Origin of the sequence: Nostoc sp. FACHB-152, assembly GCF_014697475.1 — a bacterium.
Taxonomy (GTDB): domain Bacteria; phylum Cyanobacteriota; class Cyanobacteriia; order Cyanobacteriales; family Nostocaceae; genus Nostoc_B.
The window spans coordinates 42,165-56,897 of record NZ_JACJRV010000028.1; the positions used below are offsets into that span (position 1 = coordinate 42,165).

The following is a 14,733-nucleotide window of genomic DNA, read 5'->3' on the forward strand; positions in this document are numbered from 1 at the left end:
AAAAAAGTATTGAGTCCAAAAACTAGCCCCTAATCCCTAACTTCTAGCTCATATTGTGGTTAACTCATCAGAAATTTTCTTCCAGGCTAACTCAGGTTCAGCAGCAGCAGTGATAGGACGACCTATTACTAAATAGTCTGCACCAGCTTGGATAGCTTGTGAAGGAGTGAGCGATCGCTTTTGGTCGCCTTTATCTGCCCAAGTTGGACGCACACCAGGACAAACTAGCAAAAACTCATCCCCACAAGTCTGTCGCAACTGTGCCACTTCTTGAGGCGAACATACAGCCCCATCTAACCCTGATTCTTTTGCCATCAGTGCCATTTCTAGAGCGAATTCTGGCAACTCTAGAGGAATTTTTAAATCAAAAGCTAACTGTCTGGCAGAAATACTCGTCAACAAGGTAATGGCAATTAATTTCGGCGGTTGCACACCAGCTTGGGCTGCACCAGCTTGGGCTGCTTCGGTAGCGGCTTTGAGGGCATCTTTACCGGCTGTCGCATGAATTGTCAATAAGTCCACCCCGTAACGCGATGCACTCCGACAAGCACCAGCCACAGTATTAGGGATGTCGTGGAATTTTAAATCTAAGAAAATGCGCTTTTCCCTAGACTTTAAAAACTCCAATATTTGCGGCCCAACGCTGGTAAACAACTCTAAACCAACCTTCCAAAAGCTGACTGATTCTAGCTTATCTACCAGAGCGATCGCACTTTCTAAATCCGGCACATCCAAAGGGACAATTATTTTATTAATCACAGTGAACAGTGAGCAGTGAGCGTGAACAGTGAGCAGTGAACAGTGAGCAGTGAACAGTGAGCAGTGATTATTTATCTGATAACTGATAACTGATTTAAGGTACTAAACGCACAAACTTATTTTTACCAACTTGCAGCACACGTCCGTATAATTCACTAGGTTCTGGGAAAGTAGTATCAATATCGGTAATGCGATCGCCATCTAAGCGTACACCACCTTCTTGAATTTTGCGCCGACCTTCGCCTGTGCTTTTACACAAGCCACTGGCGTTGAGTAGAAACGCTAACTTGGCAGGAAACTGGGGTACACCAGCGAGAGAAAATTCTGGCACAGCACCTTCTTTACCACCGCTTTTAGCTGCTTCTTTGGCTTCATTTGCCGCTTGTTCGCCGTGGTATTGTTTGACCACTTCCCAAGCTAAAAGCATCTGGCGATCGCGCGGATTTTCTGGCAATTTATCTAAAGGTAAATCTGTCAGCAGTTCAAAATACTGTTCCAGCAAATTATCGGGAACCCCTTGCAACTTCTGATATTTTTGTCCTGGGTGTTCCGACAAGCCAACATAATTCCCCAGAGATTTCGACATTTTTTGTACGCCATCTGTACCAATTAAAATTGGCAACAGTACGCCAAATTGGGGTTTTTGTCCAAAGTGACGTTGCAAATCTCTGCCGACAGCAATGTTAAACTTTTGGTCAGTTCCCCCTAATTCCACATCTGCCTCAACAGCCACAGAATCATAACCCTGCATTAACGGATAAAGGAACTCATGCAAGAAAATTGGATTCTCTTTTTTGTAGCGTTCAGCAAATCCCTCTTTGGCAAGCATTTGGCTTACCGTCATAGTAGAGAGTAACTCTAAAATTTTTCCTAAATTAAGCTGGGAAAGCCATTCGGAGTTATAACGTACCTCTAACCGTCCGGGTGTGTCAAAATCCAAAATAGGACGCACTTGATCTAAGTAAGTCTGGGCATTTTGTGCCACATCAGCCTCTGTCAGCTGACGACGCACTTCCGATTTACCTGTAGGGTCGCCAATGCGTGCTGTAAAATCACCAATAATTAGAACTGCTGTATGACCAGCATCTTGAAACGCTCGCAGTTTTCGTACTGGTATGCTATGACCAAAGTGAATATCAGCACCCGTAGGGTCAATTCCCAACTTCACCCTGAGAGGTCTGTTAGTATTTGCTAGACGCTTTTCTAAACTTTCAATTTCGCTATCAATATCAGTAGGTTGTGGGAATACTTCCACTATGCCACGATGTAGCCAAGAAAAATCATGCGCCATAATAGGAGATTCGTTTTTTACTACACTTTTTATTTGAGAAGTTAAGTTAGTTATGTTCACTGGCGATTTGTCCGATCTTTCATCTGCCAAACTAATATAATTGCAAAAAATTAACCATCTTGATGCATTTTGATGAATTACAGTTAAATCTACAAGTGAGGAAGTGATAACGTCGTGTCGTCTAGGACTCTTGAAAATAAGCAACCACAACGTCGGCCTTCATCGGGTTTTGAGTTTTTAAAAGGAGTTGGTCAGATTACTGGCGGTACTCTTTTATCAATAACCATGCTGACAAGCTCTATTGTAGCTGGAGGGCTAGTTGGTTTAGCGATTAGTTTCCGTAATTTACCGGATGTTAGGCAACTACGTAACTTTTTGCCTTCAGAAACGACTTATATTTATGACATTAAAGGAAAACTGTTAGCCAGTGTCCACGGGGAAGCTAACCGTGAAGTTGTACCACTAGATAGAATTTCGCCCAATTTAAAACGGGCGGTACTAGCTAGTGAAGACAGCCATTTTTATTATCATCATGGTATTAATCCTACAGGTGTTGGTCGGGCGATCGTAGTTAACGCTGTAGCTGGTGGTGTGAAAGAAGGTGGTTCTACCATCACCATGCAGTTGGTCAAAAATCTGTTTTTGTCGCAAAAACGCGCCATTACCCGTAAACTAGCTGAGGCCGTGTTGGCAATTCGCCTAGAACAAATTTTGTCCAAAGACCAGATATTAGAAATGTACCTCAATCAAGTTTATTGGGGTCACAATAATTATGGTGTACAAACAGCAGCCCGCAGTTACTTTGATAAATCAGCCGAAACCTTAACTATTGCTGAATCTGCCATGATGGCAGGCTTAATTCAAGCACCAGAAGAATTCAGCCCGTTTGCTAGTATGAAGCTGGCAAAACAGAAGCAAAAAGAAGTGCTAGGGCGGATGCTGGAATTGAAGTGGATTACCCAGCAAGAATATGATGATGCCCTGAAGCAAGAAATCAAACTAGGCAGAATTCGGTCTTTCCAAGGTAGTGCCTTACCTTATGTCAGCAATACAGTGGCGCAGGAGTTGGCGAAAAAGTTTGGTCGTGATGCCTTACTCAAAGGTGGAATGCGCGTACAAACCACAGTTGATGCCAAATTCCAAATTATGGCAGAAGATACTGTGAAAAAGTGGCATAAAACCCTCAGTGGGCAAGGATTATCAAAAAATCAAATTGCTTTGGTAGCGATTGATCCGCGTACCCATTTTGTGAAGGCACTAGTAGGTGGTGTAGATCCTAAGGCCAGTGAATTCAACCGTGCTACTCAAGCTCTGCGTCAGCCAGGATCTTCTTTTAAGCCGTTTGTTTACTATACGGCCTTTGCTACTGGTAAGTATGGGCCAGATACAACAGTAATTGATGCGCCGGTGAGCTATCGAGATGGTGACGGTTGGTACTTTCCGAGAAACTATGATGGTAGTTTCGGGGGCGCGATGACAATTCGTAAAGCTCTATCCGTATCTCGCAACATCCCTGTAATCAAGCTGGGTAAGTCTGTAGGGATGTCTAAGGTTATAGAAACCTGCCGGACTTTAGGCATTATGAGTCCAATGGAACCTGTCACTTCTTTACCTTTAGGTGCGATTGGCGTTACACCATTGGAAATGGCTAGTGCCTATGCCACTTTTGCTAATTACGGCTGGCAGTCACAACCAACTATTATTGCTCGGATCACTGATAGTAGTGGCAATGTTTTGCTAGACAATACACCCAAACCCAAGCTAGTTCTTGATCCTTGGGCATCGGCAGCAATTATCGATACCATGACATCTGTAATTACTGAAGGGACTGGTAAAAATGCTGCCATAGGTCGTCCTGCTGCTGGCAAGACAGGTACAACATCCTCAGAAAAGGATATTTGGTTTGTTGGTACAGTACCTCAGCTAACCACTGCTGTCTGGGTGGGTAGAGATGATAATAGACAGTTAGCCCACGGTGCTACTGGCGGTGTTATGGTAGCTCCCATCTGGAAGGATTTTATGACTCAGGCACTTAAAGGTGTTCCTGTGGAAAAATTTAAGCCGCCTTCTAAGTTTCCTCGTCCTAAGTCAAATTAATTTTAGATTTTAAATTTTGGATTTTGGATTGGTAATTAACGTCTGATGTGAATTATTCAAATCAAGGAAATATCAAGAATTATCTTTCCTTTGGAGACGTTGCAATGCAACGTCTCTACAACGATAAATCAAGGGTTTTAGCTCCTAATCCACATAATGCGTAATTAATCTAAAATCTAAAATTCTCTAGGGTTGTTTTTCGAGTTCCGCTTTCATCCGTTCTAGGGTGAAATGCATTTGATCAAACATCTGTTGTGGCGTAATTCCAAATTGACCTAACTGGGTTTTTAGTTGTTCTACTGTCATCTGCGCCATAAAATCTTCTGATAGCTCGAAACGCTTCATAAAGATGCGATAGCGATCCATCATGGCTTCCATTTGCTCAATAAACAGTTTTTTGCCTTCACGGTCAAATTTGCCATAATTGTTACCAAGCTTGATTAATGCTTGATAATCTTCAAACAGATGTTTTGCTTCTTGCTGAACTATCTCAGAGTCAAAGAATCCCATGTTGCTTCCACTTAACTGAGTGCTGACCCTCAGTCGCTTATAGTGATGCTTATATTTTTATTCTAGTCTAGGGGATATATATATAAAACAAACTTCGGTTAATGTACGGTTTTTCACCGAAATTCCAACACTTGACTTTAGTTGCTTTCTATTCTGGGAACAAACTTGCTTAATAAAGCGGCAATACCTACTGCTTTCGCCATTGATTTAGGATGAATGCTGTTGTTGGCATTAATTTTTAGCTTATGAGCATACTTTAAAGCTATGAGATTTTGTGGGTTAAGTTTCAGTGCTTGTCGGGTGTAAACTTTTGCCATGCCTAAAAGATTTTGATGGAAATGTACTAATCCTAATAAGGCATAAAAATCGCTGTTGTTTGGCTCTAATTTAATAGCATCGCGCAACTCGCCTACAGCTAGTGTCCATTTTTTTTGTTTGCAATATTGAATGGCTCTTTGGTAGTGGCGTTGAGCATAGTTGATGGGAACTGGTGGGATATTTATATCTGACTGATGTTGAACTTGGGAAATTACCACCGTGGGGACTGGAGGAATTGATGGCTGGGGTTTCTGCAAGCCCAAATAAGCTAAATTCAGTTGGTTTAACTGTTGAGTTAATTGGTAGGTTTGCTGTAGCGATGTATATTGGCTTTCAGCATAGGAAGCGATCGCTTGTTCATAAACACTCGCGGCTGCTTGTGCAGATGCTTTCAGTAGTTTTTCGACCACGAGATTTTGTGCAGACGCAGCTTTTGATTGCCAAGCTTTGGCTTCTAAACGCAATGTCGCTACAGTTTCTGCACGTTTTTGTGTATGCTTGACTTGTTCGTAAGCTGGATTAATCAAGCTAGTAAATATGGCTGTGGCTAATTTTTGGTTTGCATCACTACTTTGAACATAGCGATCGGGATGCAGTTGTTTAGCTAAGGCACGATAGCATTTACTAATCTGACGCTCATCAGCAGTTACAGGTATTCCTAATACAGCGAAAGGGTCAGATAGTAGTTTTAGCCATGCTGATGGGAGCGCATTCTGAGACATCGTAGTCAGATTCGCAAATGAAAACTTTAAGATAGCATCAGAATATATTTAGATGTTGGCTGTTCACCAAGACTACACAATGCTGATTTTATCTAGCTATTTTGCTACGATCGCTGTTTAATTGTGAAAACTGTGAAAGTGGTAAATTTATAGTAAATTATGTTAACTAAGCGCAAAAGTCGAAGTATCGCTGCTATTTTAGCTTTTTCTGGGACGCTGACCATTTCTGGATTACATAAGTTTTATTTAGGGCAGCCTTTATGGGGAATTTTATATGTTCTGCTTTCTTGGACACCTATCCCCAAGGTGGCTAGTGCGATTGAAGGTGTTTGGTATTTAGCCCAAGATGAGGAAGCTTTTGACCGCAATTTTAATCAAGGCAAGTCAGCAGTTAAGTTTTCTCAGCAGACTAGCAATCAAGTAGAAACTATAGCTAGTGCTTTGCGTGAGTTGGATGCACTACGCCAAGATGGTTTAATTTCTGAGTACGAATTTGAGCAAAAACGCCGCCAGCTGCTTGACCAAATTTCTTGATGCAATTGAAAATGATGAACAACTGGCTACCTTTAAACTTCAAGTTGCAAAAACTTCGGGCTAAACTGCTCAATGATCCTTATTATCGATTGCAATCTGGGGAAGAAATTCAAATAGCGGCACAATTAGGTATCCGCATTGATGCTAATCAAGCGACAGTAGATGATTGGTTACGCTTACCAGGATTGTCGATTCACCAAGCGCGATCGCTTGTAGAATTGTCGCGTTCGGGTGTTAAATTTTATTGTATTGAAGATATTGCAGCAGCTTTAAGTTTGCCAGTGCAGCGCATCAAGCCTTTAGAGCCACTGCTGAGTTTTGTTTATTATGATCACGAATCTTTGGTTGATCCTACCCATTTAGTCAACCCAAACACGGCGACAGTTGAGACGTTAGCAAAAATACCATATATGGATTTGTCTCTTGCCCAAGCAGTGATTGAAAATAGAGTAGCCAGCGGCCCATATCGTAATGTAGCTGATTTTCAACGACGATTGCAATTACCTGCTGAGGCGATCGCTCAATTAATGTATTTTTTGCGGTTTTAACCTTTTTAAACGCGGAGGATCGCTGAGGTAAACGCAAAGTAACGCGGAGTTTTTTAATCCCCATGCATTGGATGCTGGGGAAAATTTCAATAATTAAATCAAGCCAATACGGTTGAGAGGCCAAAAGCGAAATACTGCCCGACCAATAATATTTTGTCTTGGTAAAAAGCCCCAGTAGCGGGAGTCATTACTGTCGTTGCGGTTATCTCCCATGACAAAAAACTGGTCTGCTGGGACTTGTACGGGTGGGAATGGTTGATTTGGTGGTTCTGCAATATAGTCTTCTTGCAGAAGTTGACCGTTGAGATAAACTTTACCATTGGCTACCTTGATAATTTCTCCAGGTAGCCCAATGACCCGCTTGATAAAAGCTTGATTTTTGGGATAACCACGGCGTTGCAGTTCTTCAGGTGGCTGAAAAACGATAATATCCCCAGTTGTGGGCGGTTGAAAATGGTAAGAAAGCTTTTCTACTACTAAGCGATCGCCTTCATATAAAGTAGGAACCATCGATTCCGAAGGAATGTAGCGGGGTTCGGCAACAAAAGTCCTGATTAACACTGCCAAACATAACGCGATCGCTACCAAAATCAAATTTTCCCGCCAACTACGCCATCCTTTTGGTGACGCAGGCGTTTCTTGTGCATCAGTTTCCTGAGGAATCATAAAGGTTTTCAGCCAGTTCAAAAATTGGGACAACTACCTTGATTATTTTAAGACTCAAGGTAAGCTCGTTGGGTTTGTGTATAACCCATGTAAATACTAATATTATGCTGGCTGCGATCGCCTAAGACACTCTGTAAAGTTCTTGCCTTGTAATTCATCGCCATAACAGCCATGACTCATCAATTATCATTAATTCACCTTGCCTAAATTTAATTACCAGTTCCTACTCATCTAGAGGACTCATATTTGATTTTGAATAAAATCAGTACATTGTTACTTGCCTTCTTTTGGGTTACCTATTGCCTGCCCCCACCAGTAGTTTGTAAATCAAATAGGATTGCTATATATCTGCGATTAAATATTTTTCCTATATTTCACTGATGTGAAAATCTACATATCATAAAACTTACCTATTTTGTATTATCTAATTTACACTATTTATCTAAAAATAATTCAATCAATATTACCTAATATATATTGAAAAGCTAAACAAGTATATTTAATATGGTTCTTAACAGTTCTTAAAAACTGTTTTTACTAATAAACTTACGATTTAAGTTCCTACAAATTGTGGGAGTGATGTCGTTTCTTTCTGGACGAAACAGGACAATATATGTTTAGTTCAAATATTGGCTGGCTTATTCCCGCAGCCCTAACTGTAGTTAGTTTAGGGTCGAATATACAAAGTGCAACAGCGCAGATTTCATATAATACCTATACATTTAGCAATAACTACAATACAACAGTTACTATTGATCCGACTTTTAGACCGGACTTAGGTATTGTCAGAGCAACCATTACAGGTAAAAGTGTAGAACCTGCGCCTTATGGTTTGGATTTTTTTACGAGCAACACTTATGGCAAGTTGCAACCTAGTGAAAATCCTTCTATCACCAAATATGCCTTTAATTCAGATGCTAACGTGTTTGGGTTAGAGGGACAACAAGTATTTTCTGATAGGTATTACGGCGGTGCTAATGAATTATTTGGCAAAGCAAGTGATAGTGCAGAAATTAATTTTGCAGAAGGCACTATTAAAGGTGGTGGTAATATAACTATCTTTGGTGGAACAGGTTTATTTGAGAATGTTACAGGTACTATAAGTTTTACGCAACAAGATAAACTTGGGCCGCCTGGTGTACCTTCACAGGGGTTAGCTACACTGAATTTTAGTTTGCAAACACCCCAGCAAGTACCAGAACCATCAGCCACCCTCAGCTTAATTATTATGGGTATAACTGGAGTTGGTTCTCTAATTAGCCGGCATAGTAGTAAAAATACTTTAGGTTCATAAAAACTTTTTGTAGCACTATCAATCTTTTGCTATTTATCCTTTCGCTCTTTTATTAGTTCATGCAAAGCACTGATAAAGGAGCGATATTTATATTGCTATCAAGGGGTCTAGACTTTGACCAATGGCATTGCAAGGGAAAAATCTGAACAGGAAATGTCTCTGCTCAGATTTTTGGTGCTGTTCTGTGTCACTATATAACTTCAGCTGCCTTGACCCGGATTACGCAAATCTCTAAAAAATAATTTGAGAATTTTTTGATTTTTTTTCGCAGACCTCAAAGCCACTAATTTTCGCTAATCCCACGGTTTCTGGCTACCAAAACCTTGACTTACATCTATTGAATAAATTATAATCTTAGATTGTCTGTCTAATTCCTGCTCGGATCAGGTAGACACATCACAAAGGCTAGCAAAGTGCGATCGCCCAAGCCAAGGTCAATCGCTTTATTTTTCAGAAGATAATGGCTAGCTACCTGTACGGCAACTTCAAGGACAATTTAATTGATGACTTACGCAATTATTGAAACTGGCGGTAAACAACTCAGAGTTGAGCCAGGTCGTTTTTATGACATTGAGCTACTAACTGCTCAACCAGATGAAAAAGTTACAATAAATTCGGTACTACTAGTACAGCACGATGGCGGACTAAGCATTGGTCAGCCGTTAGTCACCGGGGCAACTGTAGAAGGGACAATTCTGCGGCATTTGAGAGGCCGCAAAGTCTTAGTATACAAAATGAAGCCAAAGAAGAAAACCCGTAAAAAGCGGGGGCATCGTCAAGAAATTACCAGACTGTTAATTAATTCTATTACTCTCAATGGTCAGGTATTTTCTGCCCCAGAAACAGCAACTGCTGAAACTGCTGTAACTGAAGATTCTCCTGCGGAAACTGCTGCTGAATAATTACCTATAACAAAAACAAGAGGAAATTATGGCTCATAAGAAAGGTACAGGTAGTACACGTAACGGCCGCGACTCTAATGCCCAGCGTTTGGGAGTAAAGCGTTACGGTGGTCAAGTTGTCCGTGCTGGAAATATCCTAGTGCGTCAACGCGGAACTAAATTCCACCCTGGTAACAATGTTGGTATCGGCTGTGATGATACTTTGTTTGCTTTAGTTGACGGTGTAGTTACCTTTGAAAGAAAAGGTAAATCTCGGAAAAAAGTTAGTGTTTACCCACCTGCGGTAACAACAGAAGCAGTAGCTAGCTAACGATATTAGGTCACAGGTCACAGGGGATAGATGAGAGAGTGAAAACTCTGATGATTTCTAAGTTTATTCTCTCCTTATGTCCTCACTGTCTTGGCTGTTACTATGTGACCTAGTTATACATTACTCATCATCAATGATAAAAATGAGGGTTGGTAATTCCCACCCTCATTTTTGCTATATTTAATAGATTTTTAATAGCAATATTACTTACCACAAGTGTGTAAGCTGTGATAACTCTATGTGTGCCGCCGCACCGCCAGCCATACCTGCCAATGAAAATAAGGATGTCAACAAAAAAGCTTGTTCTTCCTTAAATCCAGATGTTTGAAAATCAATTCTTGCTAGTACGGCAGCAGCAATAATTAACAAGGTATCTAAGAAGAGGCGAAACCACGCAACCATCAGAAAAAACAAAAATGCCCCGAAAACTGCAACCAGAAAACTTCTACTACTGGATTTCAAAAATATGGTGGAATAATTTGCCACAGTAGACAAGGGAGCAGTTAGACTTCCTATCAATAATAATATGGCAATTATAACCACTGTCCAGATATACCAACGAGTATGGGTTTCGGATAAAACCCAGCCCAGGGTACTGTAACTAATCAGTACCAGGAGTAAGGACATCCAGGGAAGTCGTTTGAAAAATAACATGAGTTGGTTTTGCCTTCAGCAGCTAAAGCGGTATGTTCAATTATGCACGGAGTTTAGCAGCTGCTATGGCTGTCTTGCATAAGCCTGTTTGATGGAGAGAGTAAAGGTTATAGCCAACTACAAAAAACCTATCTTGAAGTTGGATAGATGGGGACAGCAATGACTTAGACTATTACTTTATCATCCTATTTTTTCTAGAGGCAATCAATAGGCTGTTATGCTCTGGTCGGGAGTTCCATAAATTTACAAAGAATTGCGGTACCAAGTAGTTAAATATTTTCGTAAACATTTGTAAACTGTTAGCAGCAGAGTAGCAAAGTATCACATCTTGATTAAGGAATTGTCATGAAACAACTTGTTGTTGCAGAGCGCGTATGCCTCATTGGTCATATCGTGTCAATGGTGTTTGGATTAGTAGGTATATTGCTGGTTGTACCTAATGCCGAAGTTGTTTTTCACCTGTCTGAGGTAGGACAAACTGCCATGCAGTGGAGTATGGCAGGCGGTGGTGTAGTTTATATGATTTTGGGTGCCGCAGCAGTATTGCTATATGCTTCGCGGACATTGGGTATTGGTCGTGCTTTAGCGTTTATGCTGCCTGCTGTATTTATCTCGTTAACCAGCGAACTATTAGGAACCAGCACAGGCTTTCCTTTTGGACACTACACCTATTTAAGTGGCTTAGGTTATAAAATTGCAGGTTTAGTTCCCTTTACAATTCCCCTATCTTGGTTTTATTTGGGTTGTGTGTCTTATTTGCTAGCCCGTGCAGGTTTAGAAGTAGATACAAAACCCAGCCTGTGGCGACATATGGGTGCGATTGGTTTGGGTTCTTTGCTGCTAACCTCTTGGGATTTTGTGCTTGACCCAGCAATGAGCCAAACAGCTTTACCCTTCTGGTACTGGCATCAACCAGGTGCTTTCTTTGGTATGCCCTATCAAAACTTTGCTGGTTGGTGGGGTACTGGTACAGTGTTTATGACCGTGGCAGCTTTGTTGTGGAGAAATCAGCCAATTAAATTTGAGCGATCGCAACTCAATTTACCCTTAGCAGTCTATTTAGGAAACTTTGGCTTCGCTACAGTTATGAGCTTGGCTGCTGGATTCTCTATTCCTGTATTGCTTGGTTTGGTGCTAGGGGTTGCTCCTGCTGTTGCCTTTTGGTGGAAAGCATCAGCTGTACCTGCTCAAATTAAGGTTGAGCCAGCAACTCAAGAAGTCTCAGTCGCTAGCGTCAAAGTAGCTTTGAAGTAAGTATGAATTATGAAGGATGAAGTATGAAGTATGAAACATAAGACTTCATACTTCACACTTCACGCTTTAGTAAATTGATTGCAAAGTATTTTTACCGTGGACAACGCTTTGACAGTAGAAAGCGCCATAACGCTTATATTGCTACTTATCCAACTACCAGCAACGGCGATTCTGCTGTCGCGTCTGCTTAAAGGCCCAAGAAGACTACCGCCTATTCAACCACAACAACCAACACCGGATTTGTTGGGTAATGTTAGCGTTGTCATTCCTACCTTGAACGAAGCTGGGCGCATCAGTCCTTTATTATCAGGTTTGAGTCAGCAAAGCTACGAGGTTCGAGAAATCATTGTTGTAGACAGTAATTCCCAAGATGGCACTCCTGACTTGGTAAAAGCTGCACAGCAAAAAGATCCTCGCTTTCGGGTGATGACTGATGACCCCCTACCTACTGGTTGGGTAGGCCGTCCTTGGGCGTTGCATAGCGGCTTTTTGAACACGTCAGAAAATAGCGAGTGGTTTTTGGGGATGGATGCTGATACTCAACCACATCCAGGTTTAGTTGCTGGTTTGGTGAAGGTAGCCCAAGCCCAAGGGTATGATTTGGTTTCCCTCTCACCCCAATTTATCCTGCAATATCCGGGTGAGTGTTTATTACAACCAGCTTTATTAATGACTTTGTTATATCGCTTTGACCCAGCCGGAATTACAACCGAACAGCCAGAAAGAGTGATGGCAAATGGACAGTGTTTTTTATGCCGTCGCTCTGTGTTAGCTGCTGTGGGTGGTTATCGTAGTGCTAGTAGTTCTTTTTGCGATGATGTCACCTTAGCTCGATATATTGCTGCTCAGGGATTTAAGGTAGGGTTTTTAGATGGTGCCAAGGTGTATAAGGTACGGATGTATGAGGGAGCGTTAGAAACTTGGAAAGAATGGGGGCGCAGCCTTGACCTGAAAGATGCATCGAATTCTGCTCAAATTTGGGGGGATTTATGGCTACTTTCCGCAGTTCAAGGTCTGCCGCTACTGATTGTACTCGGCGGCTTGATACTTCCCCTGCCTACCCTGCTGCCTGTGCGTTTATTGCTGGGGTTGAATGCCTTTCTGCTGCTAATTCGCTTTGGAATGTTATTGGCGATCGCACCTTCTTATGATCGCACAGCTGCTAAGGGTGGCTGGTTATTTTGGTTGTCACCATTGGCTGATCCTCTAGCAGTGCTGCGTATCTTCTTATCTGCATTCCGCACTCCCAAGGAATGGCGAGGAAGAAAGTATGGAACATAAGATGAGGGAATGGGGAGTGATGAGTGATCAGGAATTTTCTCTTCCCTACTCCCTACTCCCTATTCCCTATTCTTCTTCACCTCCAACGCGATCTCCTCGTTCAAGTTCCCAAAGAATTTGATTACCTTCGCGTCTGACGCGTGACACAATCCAGTTCCGCCAGCGCCACTGATCTCCCCTGCTAGTGACGGCACTGGCGTGGACATCCATCAAATCTGCTAGTTCAGAACTAGTAATTAAGTAGCCTTTTTCAGCAATTTCATCAGCGATACGTAGAGTTTCAACCAAGTTGCGGAGTTGCCCAACCCTGATTTCAGGGGTTGTTGTGTCTGTAGCCGCAGTGTTTGCGGTGGATGGTTCCATAACGGTTATATCTGATGCAGAAGTAATGGTTTCCGGTTTTATTTTGTTAATTATTGTCGAGTGTGCCTGATCTTCGTAAACTTTAGCTACATTTATTTCATTAGAAGTTAGTAAAGTTTTGTGAGCATCGGCAAGAGATAGTTCCTTGAGAGATGGAATTTTACCATTAGCAAATCCACGGGCGATCACATCACAGCGTTCATTACCAACATTACCAGAATGTCCCCGGACGTATTGCCAACTTACTAAGCGATTATTTAATTCATCTAAAATTTCCAAAAGGTCTTGATTTTGAACGGGATTACCATCTGATTTTTTCCAACCTTTTTTTTTCCAACCTTTTACCCATTTGGTAACACAGTTAATCAGATATTCGCTATCGGTATAAAGAGTAATAGGTTGAGATTGTCCACAAGCATGGAAATATTTTAAGGCTGCGATCGCCGCTTGCATCTCCATTTTATTATTGGTGGTGTGCGGTGAGGCATCGCCCATTTCGTGAACTGAGCCATCGTTGAAATAAACTACAACACCCCAACCGCCAGGGCCAGGGTTTCCAGTACAAGCACCATCGGTGTATATGCTTTGAATTATACGTTGGGTAGACATGATCAGGATATCGAAACCGCATTGGTACGCCGAGAGAATTCTGTGGACACATCAGCCGCTTCCCGCAGGTTGCAGAGTCAGCCTTCGCGCAGAACTCCGGTAGGATAAAAAGCACGAAAATTTAGCGGCAAAAGATGGGTAGAACTATATAGGTTACTGCCATAAAAATCAAGTGGACTGGAGACACACTAAATATTTTTTTGATAATCTCCTTAGTCAACAACTATTTTAGTTAAACATATAAAAATATGAAGCTGCGTTGTTATGTAGCGCAACGCATTATCTTTTTATTATTTATTAAGGTGCATTAGCCTACAGCATAACACACCCTGCATTTTAGGTTTTTGCGATTGAAATACTTAATTTTAATCAATTAAATATCTCAAAAACAGTGCTTAACTGATAAAAAATAAGTTATACAAAAGGGCATCTAATTATTTAGATGCCCGTCATGTAGGAAACCCCAAAAGGGTTGTCCTTACACCTTCCCAACTATCAGCAACATTGGTGAATTTGTGATGAGCAAATTCACCAAACTCACAGTCACAAATGTGAATATAGTAATCTTATTAACTAGAAAACCTGAATGCCTCCAGTGTAACCACTGAAAAATATCCAGGT

The 14,733-nt window shown here is 41.5% G+C and carries 15 protein-coding genes; 8 read left to right on the forward strand and 7 right to left on the reverse strand.

Annotation, left to right across the window (positions count from 1 at the left end; genetic code table 11):
- Window positions 1-48: 48 nt before the first annotated feature.
- Both pyrF and tyrS read right to left on the reverse strand, forming a co-directional pair.
- Entirely contained in the window at window positions 49-759 is a 711-nt protein-coding gene (pyrF, locus tag H6G76_RS19085) for an orotidine-5'-phosphate decarboxylase (protein WP_190703939.1), read from the reverse strand.
- A 94-nt stretch (window positions 760-853) separates the two neighbouring features.
- The gene (gene tyrS / locus H6G76_RS19090) at window positions 854-2,050 is read right to left on the reverse strand and encodes a tyrosine--tRNA ligase (RefSeq protein ID WP_190704019.1); all 1,197 of its coding nucleotides are present in this window, start codon (window positions 2,048-2,050) and stop codon (window positions 854-856) included.
- Window positions 2,051-2,224: 174 nt separating this feature from the next.
- Here tyrS and H6G76_RS19095 point away from each other — a divergent pair, with 174 nt between their 5' ends.
- Window positions 2,225-4,147 (forward strand): transglycosylase domain-containing protein, encoded by a 1,923-nt coding sequence (locus tag H6G76_RS19095; RefSeq protein ID WP_190703942.1) that lies wholly within the window; start codon window positions 2,225-2,227, stop codon window positions 4,145-4,147.
- Window positions 4,148-4,333: 186 nt separating this feature from the next.
- Here H6G76_RS19095 and H6G76_RS19100 read toward each other — a convergent pair whose 3' ends face one another.
- Both H6G76_RS19100 and H6G76_RS19105 read right to left on the reverse strand, forming a co-directional pair.
- Window positions 4,334-4,657, reverse strand: a complete 324-nt coding sequence (locus tag H6G76_RS19100; protein ID WP_190703944.1) for a DUF1825 family protein — start codon at window positions 4,655-4,657, stop codon at window positions 4,334-4,336.
- A gap of 137 nt (window positions 4,658-4,794) precedes the next feature.
- Window positions 4,795-5,697: a DnaJ domain-containing protein gene (locus H6G76_RS19105; protein WP_190703946.1), complete on the reverse strand. Its 903-nt coding sequence runs from the start codon at window positions 5,695-5,697 to the stop codon at window positions 4,795-4,797.
- A gap of 159 nt (window positions 5,698-5,856) precedes the next feature.
- Here H6G76_RS19105 and H6G76_RS19110 point away from each other — a divergent pair, with 159 nt between their 5' ends.
- Together H6G76_RS19110 and H6G76_RS19115 are read left to right on the forward strand one after the other, a co-directional pair.
- Window positions 5,857-6,231, forward strand: coding sequence for an NINE protein (locus H6G76_RS19110; RefSeq protein WP_190703948.1), 375 nt, complete (start codon window positions 5,857-5,859; stop codon window positions 6,229-6,231).
- Window positions 6,232-6,245: 14 nt separating this feature from the next.
- The gene (locus H6G76_RS19115; RefSeq protein WP_190704022.1) at window positions 6,246-6,779 is read left to right on the forward strand and encodes a ComEA family DNA-binding protein; all 534 of its coding nucleotides are present in this window, start codon (window positions 6,246-6,248) and stop codon (window positions 6,777-6,779) included.
- A 93-nt stretch (window positions 6,780-6,872) separates the two neighbouring features.
- On the opposite strand, the gene lepB is transcribed toward H6G76_RS19115, so the two are convergent.
- A complete protein-coding gene (gene lepB / locus H6G76_RS19120) occupies window positions 6,873-7,445 on the reverse strand; it encodes a signal peptidase I (RefSeq protein WP_190703950.1) in 573 nt (190 codons plus the stop codon).
- Window positions 7,446-8,058: 613 nt separating this feature from the next.
- Here lepB and H6G76_RS19125 point away from each other — a divergent pair.
- The 3 genes from H6G76_RS19125 (at window position 8,059) to rpmA (ending at window position 9,951) form a co-directional block, all read left to right on the forward strand.
- Entirely contained in the window at window positions 8,059-8,739 is a 681-nt protein-coding gene (locus H6G76_RS19125) for a hypothetical protein (protein WP_190703952.1), read from the forward strand.
- Window positions 8,740-9,242: 503 nt separating this feature from the next.
- Window positions 9,243-9,641, forward strand: a complete 399-nt coding sequence (gene rplU, locus H6G76_RS19130; protein WP_190703954.1) for a 50S ribosomal protein L21 — start codon at window positions 9,243-9,245, stop codon at window positions 9,639-9,641.
- A gap of 28 nt (window positions 9,642-9,669) precedes the next feature.
- Window positions 9,670-9,951: a 50S ribosomal protein L27 gene (gene rpmA, locus H6G76_RS19135; protein WP_190703956.1), complete on the forward strand. Its 282-nt coding sequence runs from the start codon at window positions 9,670-9,672 to the stop codon at window positions 9,949-9,951.
- 207 nt (window positions 9,952-10,158) lie between these two features.
- Here the strand turns inward: rpmA and H6G76_RS19140 are convergent, their stop codons facing one another.
- Window positions 10,159-10,605, reverse strand: a complete 447-nt coding sequence (locus tag H6G76_RS19140) for a hypothetical protein (RefSeq protein WP_190703958.1) — start codon at window positions 10,603-10,605, stop codon at window positions 10,159-10,161.
- Between the two features lie 345 nt (window positions 10,606-10,950).
- On the opposite strand from H6G76_RS19140, the gene cruF reads away from it, so the two are divergent.
- Window positions 10,951-11,859: a gamma-carotene 1'-hydroxylase CruF gene (cruF, locus tag H6G76_RS19145; RefSeq protein ID WP_190703961.1), complete on the forward strand. Its 909-nt coding sequence runs from the start codon at window positions 10,951-10,953 to the stop codon at window positions 11,857-11,859.
- 96 nt (window positions 11,860-11,955) lie between these two features.
- The gene (gene cruG / locus H6G76_RS19150; RefSeq protein ID WP_190703963.1) at window positions 11,956-13,140 is read left to right on the forward strand and encodes a 2'-O-glycosyltransferase CruG; all 1,185 of its coding nucleotides are present in this window, start codon (window positions 11,956-11,958) and stop codon (window positions 13,138-13,140) included.
- 66 nt (window positions 13,141-13,206) lie between these two features.
- On the opposite strand, the gene rnhA is transcribed toward cruG, so the two are convergent.
- Window positions 13,207-14,112 carry a ribonuclease HI gene (gene rnhA / locus H6G76_RS19155; protein WP_190703965.1) on the reverse strand — a complete coding sequence of 302 codons (906 nt, stop codon included), beginning with the start codon at window positions 14,110-14,112 and terminating at the stop codon, window positions 13,207-13,209.
- Window positions 14,113-14,733: the final 621 nt, after the last annotated feature.

Excerpts from the sequence above, each read along its gene's own strand:
- H6G76_RS19110 (WP_190703948.1), top strand. The coding sequence starts at position 5,857 with ATGTTAACTAAGCGCAAAAGTCGAAGTATCGCTGCTATTTTAGCTTTT.
- H6G76_RS19100 (WP_190703944.1), bottom strand. The coding sequence starts at position 4,657 with ATGGGATTCTTTGACTCTGAGATAGTTCAGCAAGAAGCAAAACATCTG.
- H6G76_RS19115 (WP_190704022.1), top strand. The coding sequence starts at position 6,246 with ATGAACAACTGGCTACCTTTAAACTTCAAGTTGCAAAAACTTCGGGCT.
- H6G76_RS19125 (WP_190703952.1), top strand. The coding sequence starts at position 8,059 with ATGTTTAGTTCAAATATTGGCTGGCTTATTCCCGCAGCCCTAACTGTA.
- tyrS (WP_190704019.1), bottom strand. The coding sequence starts at position 2,050 with ATGGCGCATGATTTTTCTTGGCTACATCGTGGCATAGTGGAAGTATTC.
- rplU (WP_190703954.1), top strand. The coding sequence starts at position 9,243 with ATGACTTACGCAATTATTGAAACTGGCGGTAAACAACTCAGAGTTGAG.
- H6G76_RS19140 (WP_190703958.1), bottom strand. The coding sequence starts at position 10,605 with ATGTTATTTTTCAAACGACTTCCCTGGATGTCCTTACTCCTGGTACTG.
- cruF (WP_190703961.1), top strand. The coding sequence starts at position 10,951 with ATGAAACAACTTGTTGTTGCAGAGCGCGTATGCCTCATTGGTCATATC.
- H6G76_RS19105 (WP_190703946.1), bottom strand. The coding sequence starts at position 5,697 with ATGTCTCAGAATGCGCTCCCATCAGCATGGCTAAAACTACTATCTGAC.
- lepB (WP_190703950.1), bottom strand. The coding sequence starts at position 7,445 with ATGATTCCTCAGGAAACTGATGCACAAGAAACGCCTGCGTCACCAAAA.
- rpmA (WP_190703956.1), top strand. The coding sequence starts at position 9,670 with ATGGCTCATAAGAAAGGTACAGGTAGTACACGTAACGGCCGCGACTCT.
- rnhA (WP_190703965.1), bottom strand. The coding sequence starts at position 14,112 with ATGTCTACCCAACGTATAATTCAAAGCATATACACCGATGGTGCTTGT.